We start from the raw sequence: 17,699 nt of genomic DNA, 5'->3' as shown, positions 1-17,699 counted from the left end.
TAATTACAAGCACTAGCGATTTTATCGTCGGAGGACTCTGTAGTCCTTTTTCTCTGCCTCATCAGCGTTTTTAGTATCTTCATCGCCTGCTGCTACTTCGGCATTTTCGTCATCATCCAACTCGCTTTTGTCTCTGAGTGGCAAGCCTACAAAATCTTCTTCGCTCGTCGGTGGATAATGCATCCTGTCCAGCAGTTCGTCATAGCGGTTATCACTGGTATTCGGGTACGGATACTCTTGCTCAGGTCGTTCCATGTCCATCAGGACTTGTTCTGTTGGAGTAATTTTACCACGATCTTTGGCAAGGTATATTGTCTGTGACGGGTACGCAAAATCGCTTCCTGCTTCATGGATGATTTCAGCAATGCGGAATAGCAGATCCTGTCGCACTTCCAGATATTCCTCCCACCGTAAGTCTCCGCTGATAAAAGTGTATACTCGGATGACCTTGGAATAATTTCCATAGGAATCTAATTTTACTCTGTACAGATATTTTGAGAGCACTTTGGGATGAGCCACAAGCATTTCTCGAATGTGGGCAATTATCCAGCGCAACTGTGTACCGGTAGTTTCTTGTCTGAGGTGAAGGTACTCACTGAATCTGTAAATATCACGATGAGAAATGTTGACCAGCTGCATCTGGGAGAAAATAGCATTCGGGATGGAAATGACTGTTCTGTCTCCGGCGCGTATGCGTGTTGACCGTAGGCCGATATGCAGGACTTTCCCCCATTGGTCTTCAAAAGCACAGTACTCCCCGATGCGGACTGTCCGGTCAGCAAAGAGGGTCAGCCCACCGATGATATTTTCAATGGTTGGCTTGGCTGCAAGTGATACTGCCAGACCAATCACACCTAAACCTGTGACGATGGGAATAAGTGGTAATCCTAGGTTGGATCCACCATAGAAGAGAATGCAGATAGCTAAAAAGATGCTGAAAAGATAGGCGATAGTTCGTATCAGACTTGCGTCAATGGATTGTGGGTTAACGTTAGGGTTTGCAATGAAAATATTTGCGGCAAGGCTACCACCAACGACAATTGCCCATGCTGCACTCAGCCATTTTATAACGTCGAGCAATCCAGTGGTATAGTACAGCGTTGCGCCTGACAGGTTGATAGTGTTTTCAAGAAAATGCATCAGTGTATAGGCGAGAAACGAAAGTATGAGAGGAAGAGCCAGTTTGTACATGTCAGAGCGGATAGGATGCTCCGGATTGATGCGTTTGCTGCAGAATCTGTACACAAGGGAAGTCACAATGATGAGGAAAAGGAAGGAGAGCGACAGCATTGTCCATTGAAATATAGTTTCGCCAAAATAAATCTCTGCTGACATCCAGCGGGGGATGTAGTGGAACCACTTAGGCGGAAGAAGGCTGCCGGGGGTGGAAATATAAAATTGGAAAAAATATTCTGTATCATGGTTCTTATATGGAAGGCGTTTTGCCATCTCATATAGTTCTGGAACCTTAGCTACAGTCTCCGCGTTGAATAAGTATTCGCCGTTCCGATCTCCTTCGGTAATTAAGGTCATCTCTATGGGAGTTTTGGGCACACGCCAGCATTTTTCCAGTGTTTTTCCTGAGCTGTCCACAACTGGAACCATAGTAAGGTTCGGTAGGTCAATTCTATCCAGCACTTCCTTGAGCTGAATGACTACTTCTTTTGAAATTTCTTTTTTATAGACTGCTGGAACTTCAGAGAGATCAATACAATCTATTGCTTTTCTAAAGTGGAGGTTTGCTTCCTCGCGAAGCCGTAATACCTTTGGGGTATGTGTAAAAATTCTGTCTGAGTTCAGGTCAAGTACAAAGGCCTCCTGCAACAATGAGAAAGCTTCCGTTATATGCGTGAGGTAGCTTGTGAGTGTAGCTTGTGGGCTGAATGTGTTGGGCGGAGTTAGGGGGTTATTCATTATTTTGCTGGCCGCACAAGGAGATGCAAGCGGAGACGCGAGCAGAAATACGCCCATGGCAAAAGAGACAAATACTACGGAAAAGTATTGACGGATCATACTGCACCTTCCAGCAATAAACGATGGGGAATGGACAGTTAACTATATCGAAATGTCTTGGTAAAGCCACAGTATAAGGTAGATTTGATGTGTTATTCTTCGCACAAAAAAAGACCTCCTGCATGTGCAGGAGGTCTTTCTGATCGCGAACTGTAAAACTAAGAGAGCTTAGAAATAAGAGTTTCTTTGATGGATTCGATTGTGCCTTCACCATCAAGCTCAATGTATTTGGTCTCACCTTTAGCAGCGAGATCTTTGTAGAAGTAAGCAGCAGCGAGGGTACCATCGCTGGTGTTGTAGTAAATGTCATGACGCTTGTTGATTGCATCTTCGTCCTGGTCATCCGCACGAGCAGAAAGTGCGCCGCCACAGACACGACATTCTTCACCGTTTGGCTTGATTGGCTCGATGAAGATGTTGTTAGGGTGGTTGTTGTCGTTTTCACAAAGACGACGACCCATGATGCGGTTTTTAGCAACTTCACGAGGAAGAAGGATTTCTACAACATAGTCAAGCTTGATGTTTTCAGCTTTGAGAGCTTCGTACAGTTTCTCAGCCTGAACCATGTTGCGTGGGAAACCGTCAAGCAGCCAGCCTTTTGCGCCTTCTACTTTTAAGGTTTCGAGAACCATAGGAATGGTGATTTCGTCAGGTACGAGGTCACCGCGGTCGATGTATTCTTTAGCTTTCTTGCCAAGCTCAGTGCCGCCGCCAATGTGTGCGCGGAAGATAGCACCGGACTCAATGTGAGCCATGCCATCGTACTTTTTCTTAATGAGAGCGCCCTGAGTACCTTTACCACTGCCATTTGGTCCGAAAATGAGAATGTTCACCTCATTCCTCCTTGTCATTTATTTCACAAATGAAATACAGCAGGCTGTTACGTCTGTCAATCGCAGAGAGATAAAATAAATAATCATCGGTAACTAAAATAAATCGAGCCCTTACGGATAGTGGCAATCTTGTTGCCGGGAAACTGTACGACCTTGCCGCCGACATTGGCTTTCCACGCTGCATCAAGAGCAAGCAGGTTATGTTGAAGCGGCTGTCCCTTCCCCATGCTGCCAAGTACTGCCTTGTACATTCGAAGGCGTGTGGCGAGGGACATGGAATTCAGATCTTCTTTAAGCAAGACAGGTTGCTCAAAGTCAGTTTTATCAAGGTGTTGATCTATTATAGCCGCCCAGTGATCACTATCAATCTGTGCAAGTTCCCATAGAGATGTTATTGCTTCGAGAAAAGCGGGATTCTCTTTGCATAACAATGGGATAACCTCAGTTCGTACGCGGTTGCGTAAGAAGTTTTTGTCTGTGTTCGATGCATCCTCACACCAGATAAGCGAAGAAGACCGAGCAAAGGAAATAAGTGTGCTTTTGGGTGTCATGAGCAGTGGTCGTAATATCCTGCGATTATTACAAATAGCTTCCATTCCCCCAAGGGCAGGCCAGCCGGTTCCGCGGATAAGACGCATAACAACGTCTTCTGCAAGATCATTGGCGTGATGGCCTGTGACAATCCAGTCAGCGCCTATGCTAACGCGACTGGATTCGAGAAATTCATATCGCAGTATGCGTGCAGCTTCTTCGAGACCAAGTTTATTCTCAGAAGCATAGGTGCAGACATCTGCTTTTTCGGTAAGTAATTCAATGTGTAATGCGTTGCAGAGGCTTTGTGCATGTGCTTCTTCTGCATCGGATTCATGACGAATCTGATGGTTGAAGTGAGCTGCCTTTACTGTGAAGCCACTCTTTTTTGCAAGGCATGTCAGGATGATAAGTAATGCGCTGGAGTCAACTCCCCCCGATAAAGCAACAAGCAAAACAGTCCCAGAAAGTGATTTTTGCAGCTTGCTTGTGATAAAATTCTCAATCCCAAGGCAGGTGTGTGCTGCCTTGGGATTGAGTGCTTGTAAACTTGTGGGGAGATTTGTGTTCATGATCTGTGTACGAAACAGCTCATGCTAGACATAGATGTTGAGTTCAGCGAGCATATTATCAATATATTGAATCATATGCGTACGAAGCTCGGGGGAAGCATAGGAGACACATTCACAACGTAACTTGTTGCGGGCACGAACGAGCAATTCCATGCGCAAGGTAGAGCCATCAATTTCAACAGCCATACAGTGCGGGCCGCATTCATCAGCGTGCGCTTGTTGGGTCTCAGAGAGCAAGTCTTGAGGGCATGGAAGCCAGTAAATTCCTTCCATTGATCCTGCAAGTTCCAGTTCATTGAAACGCTTTGAAATGGCAGTAATATCTTCGCCTGTGAGATCTTCGAGCAGGTACAGTCGCATGTGAGTCTTCCTTTTTGCTGAGCTGGATACGAAATAAGGCTGCGTTATCGTCTACGATGCGGATGCGCTTTTTCCGTCACATTGTCCCGATCAAGATTGAACATGCGACGGGTAATATCAATGTACCGTTCACCAGCTTCCTCTTCTTCATGACGGCGCTTGAGGAAAGAGATCGGCTCGTGATTTACCTTTTTAGAGATTGCGTTGATCATTTCACGCAGGTGCATCTCCATTTCAGGCGTTGCATCAGGGATATGCTTGAGTGTTTTTGCAAGCTCTTCTTCCATAATGGCATCGGTTCTGGAAATAAGGTCAACAATTGTCGGCTGTAGTTGAAGAGATTTAAGCCACTTATTAAAAGTGACGGTTTCACAGTCTACAATTCGACGAGCTTTGTTTGCTTCTTCCTGACGTTGTGCAAGGTTTTCCTCAACAACTTCTTTAAGATCATCAATGTCGTACAGGTAAACGTTATCCAGACCGTTAACGTCCGGATCAATGTCGCGTGGCACTGCAATATCGATAAAGAACATGGAGCGGTTCTTGCGCTTTTTAAGCACCTGTTTGATGTCTTTAGCGCGAATAACAGCTTCATGGGCACCAGTGGAGGATATGATAATATCCACTTTTTCCAGCTGGTCGAAAAGCTGCTCAAACGGGATAGCTTCACCGTTGAATTGTTCTGCCAAAGCTTGACCGCGGGCGAACGTACGGTTTGCTACATAGACTTTGCTGATACCGTTGTTCAGCAGGTGTGTTGCTGCAAGTTCTGCCATTTCACCGGCACCAATGAGCATAGCACTGTGCTCGCTCATGTCACCGAAAATGCGTTTAGCAAGTTCAACCGCTGCGTAGGAAATGGAAACAGCGCTTGAGGCGACACCAGTTTCAGTACGGACACGCTTGGCAACAGAAAATGCTTTGTGCAGCAGTCTGTTGAGCACAACACCAGTGGTGTTTTTGTCTACAGAGTCGTGGTAGGCGTCTTTAAGCTGCCCCAAAATTTGTGGTTCACCAATAACCAGTGAATCAAGGCTTGCGGCAACCGTAAAGAGGTGGGTTACGGCATCAAGCCCTTTGTGCTTGTATACGTACGGTGCAAGCTCCTCAACAGGGAGGTTGCGTGCTTTTGCCCAGCATTCAAGAACGTGCTCGATTGCATTGTCGCCTTCGGCGACTACGAGCAGTTCAACACGGTTACAAGTAGAAAGAGTCAGCGCTTCTTTAATACATCCATCAACAGGCACAACGCCTTCTTCAAGATGTTTGCAGTCTGTGAGAGCGAATTTTTCGCGGACTTCAACACCGGCGGTCTTATGGTTAAGACCTATAAGATAAATATCGCGATCCATATTGATTACTGAAGAAAGCTGTGATGGGTTGTTGTGAAAATATTAATTCCGATCAGTGAGAACATGCAGATACTGAAAATCCAGATAGCTGCATGTGCTGCTTTTCGTCCGCGCCATCCCATAACGAGTCGTTGATGGAACAGCCATGCGTAGACAAACCAGACGCCGATGGACACAATTTCTTTCGGGTCACCGCTGAGGATTCTTCCCCATTCGATACGTGCCCAGATAAATCCGGTCACCAACCCGACAGTGTACAAAGGGAAACCGGCAACTACAGCAAGTTGGTTTACTTTGTCAAAAGTGGATAATGCCGGCATTTCTTTTTCAAAATCGTTAAGCGGCTCTTTTGATTTTATTTTTCGGTCGAGTCTTGTGAATAAAATTCCTGCACCGAATGCCATTGCAAGCAGGCCGAAGCTTAAGAAGAGGGTGCCGATGTGCAATCCAAAAAACGCACCTGACCATGCCTTAGGCAGTTGTGAAGCGCCTTTTGCATGGAAAGACCCGATGAACAGAACCAGAGCCAGTGGTGATGCCGTGAGTGATAAAAAGGACAGCTTGAAGCGCCACCACATGAAAAAGTATATAAGCAATAAGCTCCATGAGAGCATGGAGATATAGTAACCGGAAGGCAGTGCCCATCCGTTCAACGCCATAGCATAGCCGAGCAGAACCGTATGCAGGCCGAAACCTGTAATAGTCAATGCGTTGGATAACTGTTTCAGCTTTGCATTTTTGCTAATGGAACCAGCGAAAACGGTAAGAGCACCCAGACAATACAACGTAACGACGAGAATGGAAAATAGCTCAAATGAGCTCATGGAGTAACGCTCCTATGTTAGAATGCAGTGTCTCCGGAAGGGTAGACCGTAAAATCTCTTCAGCTGTCGCCCGATCCCCTTGCTGAATGGCCTCTGCAATGGCAGAAGATACAAGACTGCGGAACACAGCTGTGTTCTGTGCAGTATCATTTGCCTGTTCAAGTATCAATGGACGAATCCTGCCCATCAGCGTGACAACAGGGGCATATTTATTGCCAACCTGTTGTTCCAGCTCTTTTTTGATCTTGCGGGAAAGGGCAGGGCTTGCGCCGCCCGTTGAAAGTGTTATCAGCAAATCCCCTTTTTCAATGTGAGCCGGAACGGTAAATGTTCCCGCAGAAGGGTCGTCAATAACATTGCACAGGATAGATTGTTCTGCGCATGCGCTGGAAATCGCTTTGTTAACAGCCCTGTTACCGGTTGAAGCAAAAACGAGAGTTTTTCCTGTAACATCGCTTGCTTCAAAATCGCGGCAGGCGTAGGTAACAAGTGGGTTGTTAAGCAACTGCAGCAGCTCGGAATCTTCCACATCCTCCAGTGCAAATGTATCCAGAACAGTGACATGTGCCGGATTTGCTTTAAGGAGTGTGGCAAGTTTTCGCTGACCGACTTTACCGATTCCCACAATCAGACAGTGTGAATCGTGAAGATCTAATAGAAGAGGATAATAGCGCATACCTGTCTTATATATTGTGTCCAGCATCTTGTAAAATACTGCCTTGCGTAAGTATGAGCGTGCAATTTCAGTACGCTTGCTCTCACTGTTCAAGGCGATACTTTGGAAACTGAGATGTGGGCCCTGCCAGTAGAGCCGCGCGGACAATGTTCCTGACACAATGTGGTGTCCCATTTATTTTTACAAACATGATTTTATTATGAAGAAATATTGTGTGATTCAACTGGGTGACGTTACAGAACTGCTTTTGACAAAACGGTTGATGCTGTCCTTGCTGAGAGGCGAGGCAGAAGTACATCTAGTTGTGCAGCCGGAACAAAGTCAGGTTGCCGCTTTTTTGTATCCTGAAGCCACCTTGCATGTCGTTGCAGAAAGGCATGGAAATGGTGCAATGGTCGTTGACTCTCTGGAAGCAGAGGCAATTTCGTTCAGTGCTGTTTATAATCTTCATGGCTCTGTGAAGAATATGGAATTGTCTGCACTTTTCCCACGGGAGGTTCTTCATGGCTACTGGAAGCATATGGGACGTGAGTTCTGTAGTCAGTGGTGTACCTGCTTGTCACGTGTTCAGGGGCGGCAGCGGTTTTTGAATGTAATGGATGTATGGGCGCATTTAGCTGATTCTCCGATTCCATCACATATGGTTAACCCCATTGCAATGCGCAAGGGTGGCGGCGTTGGTGTTGTTCTTCGTGACCGGAACGGCAGAGCACTGCCTGTTAACGTACTTGCTGGTTGCATTAACGCAGTGTGTACAGCAAGCAGGGAAACAGATGTTGTGCTGTTCGGGGAAGTGGAAGATGAAGCGCTTGTGGCAGAGTTGCTGCCGCTGTTGAAAGAAAAGATAGCAGCAAAGACTGTTACTCGCTGTTTTGATACTTCATTTGAAGATGACGCTGCTATTATCAGTACGTTGGATATGCTTGTAACACCTGAGTCTGATTTGATGCACGTGGCAGCTCATGTGGGAACGCCGGTGAATGCGTTTTTCCATTCTTCTGCATGGTGTATGGCAAATGGTCCATACGGGCTTGGGCATAGGGTATGGCAGGCAGATACTGTGTGCGCTCCGTGCATTCCCGTTGAGAATTGCAGTGAAGAATTTGCGTGCATGCATGTTTTTGGCAATGAGCAGTTGCAGCGCTTTTTATCAGGTAAAATTGATGAGAAATATCCCGAGGGAGTAACAGGATATGTGTCTATGCTTGATGAAGTTGGTGTGACGTATATGCCTGTGTTCGGCACAGAGGGGCATGCATCGGAGCGACTTGCTTTACGGGGAATGGCGTCAGAATTTGTTGGTATTACCGGAATAAGTAAAACGGTGCCGCAGGGAATCAATAATTTTTACGCCGAGCAGGACTGGCTGTTACAGCATTGCACAGCGCCAGTGGAGGAAGATGATGCATACTAAAAGGAAACTCTTACTTGTTCCTCCAATGGATAAGCCTTCTTCCTGTGTTTTGACTGGCTGTGCTGAGGCATTGGAAAAAATGGGACACGACGTTGTATTGTTTGATACTGCGGCGTGGCTTCCTATGTGTTCAGCTTTGCAGCACTTGCCTATACAACTTGAGCAGCAGGAATTGTTAGGTGCTCAGGCAGTCGAGCTAATGGCGCAAGCCGTTGCAGCTGTGGCGCAAGCACAGCAGGTGGATGTGGTACTGGCGTTCCCTCAGTCGCCATTGTCCGCTGATGTGCGGGAACAGTTACAGTCACAGAAGGTCAAGACTGTTTGCTGGATGATTGAAGAATGTTCATTGTTTCCTTTCTGGCGAAAACTTGTTGAGGGATATGATGTGGTAGCGACCATTGAGCACGAGCCGTTTATCAGTGAATTGGCGTTGCTCGGGCATACCGCAGTATACCTTCCTTTTGCTGCAAAGAGTGCGTGTTGTACTCCTGTAAGTACCCACACGGCAGCAGAAGATATGATTGTAGTGCTGGGAGATGCCAGTGACGAGTTAGCCAACGCTCTTTCGTCGCATATTGGAAGAGGCATGGTGCTATGGGGCGAAGGCTGGGGGGCATATGATCAGTATCGCCCGTATTATCAGGGGAAACAGTCTTCTCTCACACGCTCTGAACGCAAGGCACTATACAGAGATGCGGCTATTATAGTTAACTTGCATTCTGCAAACATTGCAGCTGGTGATGCTGTTAATATGGAAACGTTTGCGATTGCGTCCTGTGGTGGGTTTCAGCTTGTAGATAAGCGAACTTTGATGGACGGAATGTTCTCGTATGAAGAGCTGGTGATGTTTGAGTCTGCAGAAGAGTTGTCAGAGATGATTGATGAATTTGTGGACGACCGCAATACACGTATGGAATACGCCCGTAATGCTCAAACATTAGTGCTGGCAAAACACACCTATGAACAGCGGATGAAAACACTGCTTGCCGCTGTTTTTTCAGATGAAAAGCCTAGCCCGTCGAAGTCGTAGAGCCTCACGCCTTTCGGCGGGATGCCTTCAATGGCTTCCTGACGGCTCGCCGAGGGCAAGTGCTCTGCCCAACATTGTTTGTGGGTTTGGAATTTAATGTTCTGTAACGAAAGAAAATTGGACGACGACTTAAGCTGCAATACGGTGATGTAGTACTAGGCTGATTTGTCATCGATTTTTAATAAATAAGGCTGTCCTTCATGCGAGGGACAGCCTTATTTATTGGAAAGGTAATATTGCATAAGTCGCGAGGCTCATATAACGACGGCCTGATCTCGCGAGTAAAAGCTTTTGGAGAGTCCAAAGAACCTTTTTTCAAAAAGGTTCTTTGGCCGCCAGAGGCGTTAAAGAGTGCTGCGGTTAGCCGCGCAACGCCATGACGGCAGCAACGGCTTTGATGCCCTTTTTTTCACCGGTAAAGCCGAGTTTTTCTTCTGTTGTGGCTTTTACATTAACCTGCTCATCATTGAGCTTGAGCATGCGGCAGATATTTTTTTTGATTTGCGGCTTCCAAGGTACAAGACGTGGAACTTGTGCGATGATGGTGAGATCTACGTTTGTAAGGGTGTATCCTTTTTGCAGAAACTTGTCGTAGACTTCATTGAGAAGTACGCCGCTTGAAATATTATTAAACTGCTCTGAAGAGTCTGGGAAATGTTCGCCGATATCTCCTTCACCCATGCAGCCAAGGAGGGCATCGCATAATGCATGAAGAAGCACATCACCATCAGAGTGTGCAACAACCTCCGGCCCGCCTTGAATCGGAATGCCTCCGAGCTTCATTGGGCGACCTTCGCCGTACCGGTGGACGTCATACCCCCAGCCGGTCACAGGGACAGGCATAGTAGCTTGTTTTTGTTCGATCATAGCCAGATCTTCCGGATTTGTGATTTTGATATTTGATGTTTCTCCCGAAACAGTTGTTACGCTGAAACCAGCTTGCTCTGCGATTGAGGCATCATCTGTAACCTCCCACCCTTCTTCATTGCACTTGGTGTGGACATCAAGAAGCATGTTTTTATCGAACCCTTGCGGGGTCTGGCATGCTTGCAGGGTGGAGCGGTCTAACGTGTGATCTACAGTATTCTCAGATACAACTTTTATGGTGTCTGTTACCGGTAATGTTGGAATTACCGCGTTTGATCCGCTTGTAAGCACATCGAGAATCGCATTGCTCAGAGAAGCAGAGAAAAACGGGCGTGCTGCATCATGTACAAGCACGTGAGTGCATGAGGATGGTAGCTCTTGTAACCCATTGTATACTGAGTCCTGCCTGCGTGCTCCGCCTGCTACAACTTTCCACGGGAGGCCTAATCTGCGCCCGAAATCGAGCTTTGTGAGCATGTCTGTAGCTTCTTCCAGCTCTTCTTCAGGGAAGACAAAAACAAGTCCACGCATGCGACTTGTGTGGGAGAAGGTGATGGCGGAGTGCCAGAAGAGCGGGGCGCCTTTCCATGTTAAAAATTGCTTTTTGATACCGTTGGTAGCAGCGGAAAGGCGGGTGCCGGAACCGGCGGCAAGAATGATGGACCAGCAATGCATAGGGAGTTCCTTACATAAAGTGCGATGATGGGAAAAAGTATAGCATATGAAAAAAGGGTGCAGTGCACCCTTTTTTCAAAAATATGGAGTCAGGACTATAAGCCGGGTTTTGTCTCCCTCTTGCGAGGGCGGTTATCATTCGTCTAGGGTTATGATTACTCATAACCTCAAGCAACCTACCCGAAAACAACGACCGGGCCGGTCGTAACTGTTTTCCTATTTGGTCTTGCTCTGAACGGGGTTTACCTAGCCTACCATGTCACCATGGTACCTGGTGAGCTCTTACCTCACCGTTTCAACCTTACCGGCAGCAAGCTGCTTAGGCGGTTTGCTTTCTGTGGCACTCTCCGGAGATCACTCCCCCTGGGTGTTACCCAGCGCTCTGCCCTTTAGAGCCCGGACTTTCCTCCCCGCACTAATGTGCGCGGCGATAACCTGTCCAACTCCAAAATATGTTCTATGCTTCGGCTTCAGCTCTGTCTGCTTCGCTCATGAAGTGTTCTGACCAGTAGATCAGACGCTGGCAGTTAGGACAGCTGAGAATCTGGTGTCCTTTCTGAAGCTCAATGTAGCTCTGCGGCGGAATAGCAATATGACAACCGTTGCAGACCTGTTCTTTAACAGCAACAATAACAGGGTTTTCAAGACGGGAGCGGATAAACTCGTAACGGCTGAGAATAGGAGTCGGTACTTCCTTGCCTGCTTCGTTACGTTTTTTGTCCAGCTTTTCGAGAACCTTGTTTGCTTCGTCAACACGCTGCTTGAGGCTGGTTTTCTTTTCTTCCAGATCTTCTTTAAGAATGCTGTAGCGTTCATCCATGTCAGAAACAGCCATTTCTTGACGGCTGAGTTCTTCTGCAAGAGCATTCTTTTCTTCTTCACGAAGACGGTTAAGTTTTTCAAGGTTGTCCATTTCACGCATCATTGCGTGATACTCTTTGGTGTTACCAACGAGCATGAGTTTGGACTTGCTTTTCTTAACTTTAAGAGAGTCGTTTTCGATCTCGGAGTTGATGCGTTTTTCCTGTGCCTTGAGGTGATCAATCTTCTCAAGGAAGCGGTTGCGCTGGCTTTCAAGCGCATCAAAGCGTTCCTGAAGAGCTTCAACTTCTTTTGGAGCTTCATCAAGTTCACTGGTGATACCAAGGATTTCATCATCAACAAGCTGCAGTGCAACGAGCTGTTCAATTTGCTTTAAGTACAGGCTCAAGGTTTTTTCCTCCTGAAAACCGTAGGATTCGGATTCACCGAAACTATGAAATTTCTATTCTGCGAAAGGGCCGACCAATCGCATCGGGTCCTGCGCTGGCAGGAAAAATATCTCAATGTCATTCAGTTTTGCTTTTAACTGCAAAGCAAACTGGCGCATCATTTCTTCTTCAAGGCTGAAGTGTCCAACATCAAGAATGCATCCGGTAGTATCCAGAGCAGAGTGATATTTAACATCGCCTGTAATAAAAACATCTGCTCCCAGAGCAAAAGCTTTTGGAGCAAAGTCGCTTCCGGATCCTGTACAGTACGCAACTTTTGATACTGTGTCAGGTGTAGGCCCGCTTTTTACCCAATAATCACGATTTACCACTGAGGCAAGCTGCTCGGCGAATATGCCAAAAGATACAGGTTTTGGCAAAGTGCCTATTGTACCAAAGCCAAGGCTTTGAGATCCGGTATCCGGTGTAGAAGGTATAAAAATCGGCAAGGTATCCAGATCAGCAGCAAGCTGTGCCAGAACCGTGCTTCGATGTTCTTTATTATATGTTACGTTGATCATTTGTTCAACGTTGCGCACGCTGTGAATATACGGAAGTTTTTCCCATTTATTCCGTACAGCGTCAGTAACGACACCTTGAGCAGAAGAAAACGCTATGGCCTCAGGCTCAAAACTGCAGGTTGTGCTGAGAAGTTTGCATGACTGCAGGTCAAGAGCACGTGCCAGCCAGCCTGCAGGGCCTTCTGGGTTTGCATCAAGTGAAGTATGCGCACTGTAAAGACACACATTATTTTTAATAAGTGATGATACAATAGAAAAATGCGCATCAAGTTTGTTCAGGTACCGGGGTTTCATCAGCAAAGGATGGTGCGTAAGAACAAAGTCCGCTCCCTGTACGATTGCCGTCTGAATGGTATCTGCAGTAGGGTCTAGTGCAACAGCGAGCTTGCGTACTTCTTTGCTTTCATTAGGAATCTGTATGCCACAGTTATCCCAAGAAGCCGCTCCGCACAGAAAGGCAGTATCTTCAATTTTTTTGATAAGGTCAGCTGTTTTCATGAACGTTCTCTCAACAAGTTTGGGCGAATATATTGTTTCGCCTGTAAAACAGCGTCAGTATCAACGAAAACGGAGAATAAATCCAGTAATAGGGTAAAATAACAGGGTAGTGCCATATGGCTGGCTGCTTTGTACTTTTCCCGTAAACCGGCAACGCATGCCTTTGTTTGATTATTGCAAATTATTGCGTGTCGCAAAGCGGATGTGAGCTATGCCATAACATGCGAGTATGGTCAAGAAAAGTATGTAAACCGTACGTTCAGAGAGGGAGAATTGATGGCTGTGAGGGAGGAAGAAGGAAAATATGAGGCAAGTTGAAAAAGATCCTCCTGTGAGCAATCGCAGGAGGATCAGAAAATTGTGTTATCGTTTTTTACTCGGCTGCCACATGTCCCAATCCATTGGTTTGGTTGCAGCACAGTCAACAGTTTCGTTGCCTGTACAGTTGATTCGCGCTGAGGCTTTCTTTTCCCAGCGTTCCTTGTTTTGGGGTTCCCAAAGATCATTCCAGTTTTTCGGGCTGTTTGATGTTGCAGGTTGAACCATGTCCTCTCCTCCTTGTTGAGCGTGCCCACGATCAGATTATGTAATCCGGTAAAATGAACATTGTACAATAGGAGCAGCTGCAGTGCATGCCCTGTACAATGAGACTATATAAAATCATACTTGCAAGGTATGATTTAAAGGCAAAAAAAATATCAACACGCACATCGACCAGACTTCTGTTCGATGTTTTTTGAACATACTGATAGCAGTAGATAGTATCAGTGTCCTGCTTGTGAGCTCTAAATACTCACTGCATGGAATTGACGTTACAGTATCAGAGAATTCGGTTCAACCTTTTTCCTACTATTTTTGTAGGAATTTATTGTCGGGACGAAAATAAAGAGTTCATGCGTTGTACAGCGTAAAAAAGCCCTCTGCAAAATGTTGCAGAGGGCTTTATCTATTCGATATTCGGTGATGTTATGCTTTTTCTTTGCCGAGAGCAGCAAGAAGTTCCATAACAAGGCCGAGTGCCTGCTTGGATTCGGCAGAATGGAGTTTTCCAACCATACCAAGAGGGCTGACAGGCTGTGCATTCTCAAGATCTGCATCGCCCATTTTTTCGAGAAGACCTGCAAGTACAACCAGTCCATCGCCCATGCGGCCGATTTCTTCAGGTGTGTACTTGTCAGTGATTTTGCCCATGGAGCCGGCAAGTGCATTGATGGATTTGAATACACCTTTTTCGTCGAGTTCCTGGAACTTATCAATAGCAGCAAGGAACGTAGGCTTAATCATAGGCTCAGTAAGTGCCCAGATGTCTACGAGGTCGTCAAGACGCTCAAGTGCCCATGTGATGTTGCGTACGCTCATTACAAAGCGTTTCAACAGGGCAGAGATGTCGTCAAGCTCACAGCGGTGCTGCAGGGAATCAAGTTCGCCAAGCAGAACGTTGTGAAGAGTGTCGCGCATAATCGGAGTAACAGTGGCTCCGAGTTCAGCCATGGTCTCAGCGCGACTGTGCATCATGCTGATTTTTTCTTCCATAGCTTCAAGGCGAGCTAAAATGAGTTCTTCATTGGTCATGGTACGCTCCGCTATTTGTTTTTACGAACGTCGATTTTGCCAGCCATGTACATGTTTGGCTCAAACGGAAGCTCGTGACCTTTCAGCATGAGGTTGTAGTAAACCCAACGGAACATCTGCTTGCCGTAGTAGTTCATGCGTGTGTCGCCGAGGAGGTCGAACGGACCTACGCCCGGAAGCGGGAATTTACCTGGAAGCGGCTCAGTCTCGTAGTTAAAGTCGATGAGAGACGCTTTTTCAAGGCTGGTTACAATGAAGCAGTTGGAGTGACCATCGAACTTGTGGTGTGCTTCGCCGCCATTGATTTCAGAGAAGAGGTTTTCGCAGATGATGTCGCACTCGAAGTGAGCAACAGAACCAGCTTTAGAAGTAGGAACGTTGGTTGCGTCACCGATAACGTACATGTTCTCGTGCTCTTCAGCTTTGAGAGTGTAGTTGTCGGTTGGTACGAAGCACATTGCATCGCCGATACCGGAATCTTCGAGAACCTGCTGGCCGAAGTTAGGTGGGATGGATACGAGCAAGTCGTAGTTAATCTCTTCACCCATTACGTCAACAAGCGCTTTATTTTTGGTATCTACGCTGTCGAGTACGAAGTTAGGCACGATGTTAATGCCTTTTTCTTTACAGAGGCCACCAAGGATTTTGTTAGCAACAGACTTGGTGAATGCGCCAGTGAGCGGAGTAACGAGTTCGATCTCGATATTGTCACGCACGCCGCGCTTCTTAAAGAAGTCATCTGCCATGTAGAGGAATTCAAGCGGAGCAACTGGACATTTGTACGGTGTCTCAGCGATGTTCAGAATGAGTTTACCTTTGGTGAAGTCATGCAGCTTAGGCATGAGTGCAGCAGCACCGTCAGGTGTGTAGAAGTCGTGAATGTCACCGCGCCAGTCATCCATCATGCCTTCAACTTCTTCAGGCACAACGCGACAACCAGTACCGATTACAACCCAGTCGTAATCGTACTTGCCTTCTTTGGTGCTAACAACTTTGTTCTTAGGGTCAATATTGGTAATGGTATCCAGTACGAAGTTAACACCTTTAGGGATGAATTCAGCCTTAGGCTTTACACAATCACCTGGAGTGTAGATACCGAAAGGCACAAACAACCAGCCTGGCTGGTAGTGGTGCATCGGATCACGGTCGATGATGGTGATCTCCCATTCTTTCTCGGCAAGCAGCTTGCGCATTTTTGCAGCAATCATTGTGCCGCCACAACCTGAACCGAGAATAAGTAGTTTCTTCATGCCTGATCTCCTCTTACATATCAGTGAAGTAGTCTTTCCGGCAGGCGTGCCTACCGGTAAGCGGTTACGTCATGTTTAGACGATTGAAAAAGCAACATATACTCACGGAAAAGCTTGCCGGTGGGCAACGCACCGGGCTTTTCCTGAATAGATTTACAAACGCTGGTAACAGCACAAAGCAGGATGCGACAAAGCCGCATCCTGTATAAATGATCTGTCACCGACAAATTTATTGACTGTAGCTTGAAGCTTCGCTCTGCATGAGGTCTGCAAGAGTGATCTTTTCAAGAGTGTCTTCTAATGCCTGAGCTACACTGTCCCATGAACCAACAACTCCAGGCTGCATAATTTCATCATCAGACTGGGGAGTAGGGGCAATTACTCCGCCTTCGATTACTCTCAGTACCTGTGCCAGAGTTACGTCCTCTGGACGTCTGCAAAGAATATGGCCTCCGGCAACTCCGCGTACGCTTCGTACCATGCCGGCTGACTTCAATGAGCGAATAATCTTTTCGATGAACTTAACAGAGATGCCTGTTTTGTCAGACAAAGTTGCTGCTGGAACTGGTTTATTGCCATCCTGAAGAGCAAGATGAGCAAGCAATAACGATGCATTATGTGCAGTGGTAGAGATACGCATGACATGCTCCTTTTGGTGGTGTGCAGTTTCGCTTTCAGCTAATTCCTACTTTTGTAATCCAGATTAATTTAATCCGGATTAGATAGGTCGGAAATAGCTGAATCAGAAAAGGGTGTCAACAAGGATTCGCAAAAAAACGTATGTGTATTATAGGGGGTTATGAGAAGGGGGGATTGGAGCGAAATGAATTATTAGTAACGACTGAAGAGGGTTAGGGGAAAGTAATAGAAAAGATAAAATGATTGATAATAAGAAAGCCTCGCTATTTTTTTGAGCGAGGCTTTCTTATACGTACGCTATAAGTACGTTTTTGCAGAGCAAAATTTGTAACAGGGTGACTGGTAACGGCTATTCAAGAGGATGAACTTTTCCATCAATGATGTCTTGCAGGGAGATAGAGTTCAGTTCGTTTTCCAGTACTTGTGAAGCCTTCATCCAGACGCTCCGAGTTGTGCAGAACTCTTTGCGAGGACAGTCATCCGCAAGTTTTTTATCGCAACATGCGGTAAGTCCCACATGTCCTTCCATAATTCTAATTACGTCTCCAACGGAGATGGAGTCAGGTTTTTGGGCAAGCATATGCCCGCCTGCGGCGCCACGCATACTGGTGATCAGTCCAGCTTTTTTCAGGGGACGCAAAATTTGTTCTATAAATTGTACGGATACTCCGGAGGATTCAGATAAGGAAGTTGTTTTCAATGGTGAGTCAGTGCCATGCCGTCCCAATTTTACTAATATTCGGACTGCATAGCGAGTACGCGCAGAAAGCTTCATTAATTATGCCCCTTAAATTACGAAGTCTGTTAATTGCGTGTCGATAT

Annotated in this window: 17 protein-coding genes and 1 other RNA gene; 2 read left to right on the top strand and 16 right to left on the bottom strand. The window is 46.4% G+C overall.

Annotation, left to right across the window (positions count from 1 at the left end; translation table 11 throughout):
* Nucleotides 1-21: 21 nt before the first annotated feature.
* The 7 genes from SP90_RS03490 to SP90_RS03460 all read right to left on the bottom strand — a co-directional run bounded on the left by SP90_RS03490 (nt 22) and on the right by SP90_RS03460 (nt 7,161).
* Nucleotides 22-2,013 (bottom strand): mechanosensitive ion channel family protein, encoded by a 1,992-nt coding sequence (locus SP90_RS03490; protein WP_066852631.1) that lies wholly within the window; start codon nt 2,011-2,013, stop codon nt 22-24.
* A gap of 158 nt (nt 2,014-2,171) precedes the next feature.
* Nucleotides 2,172-2,846, bottom strand: a complete 675-nt coding sequence (locus SP90_RS03485) for an adenylate kinase (RefSeq protein ID WP_066852629.1) — start codon at nt 2,844-2,846, stop codon at nt 2,172-2,174.
* A gap of 83 nt (nt 2,847-2,929) precedes the next feature.
* Nucleotides 2,930-3,949, bottom strand: coding sequence for a tRNA lysidine(34) synthetase TilS (gene tilS, locus SP90_RS03480; protein WP_066852627.1), 1,020 nt, complete (start codon nt 3,947-3,949; stop codon nt 2,930-2,932).
* A gap of 24 nt (nt 3,950-3,973) precedes the next feature.
* On the bottom strand, nt 3,974-4,309 hold the full coding sequence (locus tag SP90_RS03475) for a hypothetical protein (RefSeq protein WP_066852625.1): 336 nt from the start codon (nt 4,307-4,309) through the stop codon (nt 3,974-3,976).
* A 44-nt stretch (nt 4,310-4,353) separates the two neighbouring features.
* Nucleotides 4,354-5,661, bottom strand: coding sequence for a glutamyl-tRNA reductase (gene hemA / locus SP90_RS03470; protein ID WP_066852623.1), 1,308 nt, complete (start codon nt 5,659-5,661; stop codon nt 4,354-4,356).
* A 5-nt stretch (nt 5,662-5,666) separates the two neighbouring features.
* The gene (locus SP90_RS03465) at nt 5,667-6,485 is read right to left on the bottom strand and encodes a cytochrome C assembly family protein (protein ID WP_066852621.1); all 819 of its coding nucleotides are present in this window, start codon (nt 6,483-6,485) and stop codon (nt 5,667-5,669) included.
* Nucleotides 6,472-7,161: a precorrin-2 dehydrogenase/sirohydrochlorin ferrochelatase family protein gene (locus SP90_RS03460; protein ID WP_066852850.1), complete on the bottom strand. Its 690-nt coding sequence runs from the start codon at nt 7,159-7,161 to the stop codon at nt 6,472-6,474. The genes SP90_RS03465 and SP90_RS03460 overlap by 14 nt, the downstream gene beginning before the upstream one ends.
* 199 nt (nt 7,162-7,360) lie before the next feature.
* On the opposite strand from SP90_RS03460, the gene SP90_RS03455 reads away from it, so the two are divergent.
* Complete coding sequence (locus SP90_RS03455; RefSeq protein ID WP_197498753.1) at nt 7,361-8,575, top strand: glycosyltransferase family 9 protein; 1,215 nt, start codon at nt 7,361-7,363, stop codon at nt 8,573-8,575.
* Entirely contained in the window at nt 8,565-9,605 is a 1,041-nt protein-coding gene (locus SP90_RS03450; protein ID WP_066852617.1) for a CgeB family protein, read from the top strand. Before SP90_RS03455 ends, SP90_RS03450 begins: the two co-directional genes overlap by 11 nt.
* Before the next feature lie 360 nt (nt 9,606-9,965).
* Here SP90_RS03450 and SP90_RS03445 read toward each other — a convergent pair whose 3' ends face one another.
* The 9 genes from SP90_RS03445 to SP90_RS03405 all read right to left on the bottom strand — a co-directional run bounded on the left by SP90_RS03445 (nt 9,966) and on the right by SP90_RS03405 (nt 17,652).
* Nucleotides 9,966-11,147 (bottom strand): bifunctional 2-C-methyl-D-erythritol 4-phosphate cytidylyltransferase/2-C-methyl-D-erythritol 2,4-cyclodiphosphate synthase, encoded by a 1,182-nt coding sequence (locus SP90_RS03445; protein WP_066852613.1) that lies wholly within the window; start codon nt 11,145-11,147, stop codon nt 9,966-9,968.
* An 81-nt stretch (nt 11,148-11,228) separates the two neighbouring features.
* Nucleotides 11,229-11,594: RNase P RNA component class A (rnpB, locus tag SP90_RS03440), an RNA gene on the bottom strand.
* Between the two features lie 10 nt (nt 11,595-11,604).
* Complete coding sequence (locus SP90_RS03435) at nt 11,605-12,357, bottom strand: zinc ribbon domain-containing protein (protein WP_066852611.1); 753 nt, start codon at nt 12,355-12,357, stop codon at nt 11,605-11,607.
* 54 nt (nt 12,358-12,411) lie between these two features.
* Nucleotides 12,412-13,416 (bottom strand): Nif3-like dinuclear metal center hexameric protein, encoded by a 1,005-nt coding sequence (locus SP90_RS03430; RefSeq protein ID WP_066852609.1) that lies wholly within the window; start codon nt 13,414-13,416, stop codon nt 12,412-12,414.
* A gap of 363 nt (nt 13,417-13,779) precedes the next feature.
* A complete protein-coding gene (locus tag SP90_RS03425; RefSeq protein ID WP_066852607.1) occupies nt 13,780-13,962 on the bottom strand; it encodes a hypothetical protein in 183 nt (60 codons plus the stop codon).
* Between the two features lie 420 nt (nt 13,963-14,382).
* Nucleotides 14,383-14,988 (bottom strand): DUF1641 domain-containing protein, encoded by a 606-nt coding sequence (locus SP90_RS03420; protein ID WP_066852605.1) that lies wholly within the window; start codon nt 14,986-14,988, stop codon nt 14,383-14,385.
* A gap of 11 nt (nt 14,989-14,999) precedes the next feature.
* On the bottom strand, nt 15,000-16,238 hold the full coding sequence (gene sqr, locus SP90_RS03415; RefSeq protein ID WP_066852603.1) for a type III sulfide quinone reductase, selenoprotein subtype: 1,239 nt from the start codon (nt 16,236-16,238) through the stop codon (nt 15,000-15,002).
* A 229-nt stretch (nt 16,239-16,467) separates the two neighbouring features.
* Entirely contained in the window at nt 16,468-16,878 is a 411-nt protein-coding gene (locus tag SP90_RS03410) for an RrF2 family transcriptional regulator (protein WP_066852601.1), read from the bottom strand.
* A gap of 348 nt (nt 16,879-17,226) precedes the next feature.
* Nucleotides 17,227-17,652 (bottom strand): RrF2 family transcriptional regulator, encoded by a 426-nt coding sequence (locus tag SP90_RS03405; RefSeq protein ID WP_066852599.1) that lies wholly within the window; start codon nt 17,650-17,652, stop codon nt 17,227-17,229.
* Nucleotides 17,653-17,699 lie beyond the last annotated feature (47 nt).

The organism is Halodesulfovibrio spirochaetisodalis, assembly GCF_001672295.1.
GTDB lineage: Bacteria > Desulfobacterota > Desulfovibrionia > Desulfovibrionales > Desulfovibrionaceae > Halodesulfovibrio > Halodesulfovibrio spirochaetisodalis.
This window is presented reverse-complemented; position numbering and strand designations above follow the sequence as displayed.

Coding starts and splice junctions, on each gene's coding strand:
- hemA (WP_066852623.1), bottom strand. CDS start 5,661: ATGGATCGCGATATTTATCTTATAGGTCTTAACCATAAGACCGCCGGT.
- SP90_RS03465 (WP_066852621.1), bottom strand. CDS start 6,485: ATGAGCTCATTTGAGCTATTTTCCATTCTCGTCGTTACGTTGTATTGT.
- SP90_RS03430 (WP_066852609.1), bottom strand. CDS start 13,416: ATGAAAACAGCTGACCTTATCAAAAAAATTGAAGATACTGCCTTTCTG.
- SP90_RS03445 (WP_066852613.1), bottom strand. CDS start 11,147: ATGCATTGCTGGTCCATCATTCTTGCCGCCGGTTCCGGCACCCGCCTT.
- SP90_RS03460 (WP_066852850.1), bottom strand. CDS start 7,161: ATGCGCTATTATCCTCTTCTATTAGATCTTCACGATTCACACTGTCTG.
- SP90_RS03425 (WP_066852607.1), bottom strand. CDS start 13,962: ATGGTTCAACCTGCAACATCAAACAGCCCGAAAAACTGGAATGATCTT.
- tilS (WP_066852627.1), bottom strand. CDS start 3,949: ATGAACACAAATCTCCCCACAAGTTTACAAGCACTCAATCCCAAGGCA.
- SP90_RS03490 (WP_066852631.1), bottom strand. CDS start 2,013: ATGATCCGTCAATACTTTTCCGTAGTATTTGTCTCTTTTGCCATGGGC.
- SP90_RS03420 (WP_066852605.1), bottom strand. CDS start 14,988: ATGACCAATGAAGAACTCATTTTAGCTCGCCTTGAAGCTATGGAAGAA.
- SP90_RS03450 (WP_066852617.1), top strand. CDS start 8,565: ATGCATACTAAAAGGAAACTCTTACTTGTTCCTCCAATGGATAAGCCT.
- SP90_RS03410 (WP_066852601.1), bottom strand. CDS start 16,878: ATGCGTATCTCTACCACTGCACATAATGCATCGTTATTGCTTGCTCAT.
- sqr (WP_066852603.1), bottom strand. CDS start 16,238: ATGAAGAAACTACTTATTCTCGGTTCAGGTTGTGGCGGCACAATGATT.
- SP90_RS03475 (WP_066852625.1), bottom strand. CDS start 4,309: ATGCGACTGTACCTGCTCGAAGATCTCACAGGCGAAGATATTACTGCC.
- SP90_RS03455 (WP_197498753.1), top strand. CDS start 7,361: ATGAAGAAATATTGTGTGATTCAACTGGGTGACGTTACAGAACTGCTT.
- SP90_RS03405 (WP_066852599.1), bottom strand. CDS start 17,652: ATGAAGCTTTCTGCGCGTACTCGCTATGCAGTCCGAATATTAGTAAAA.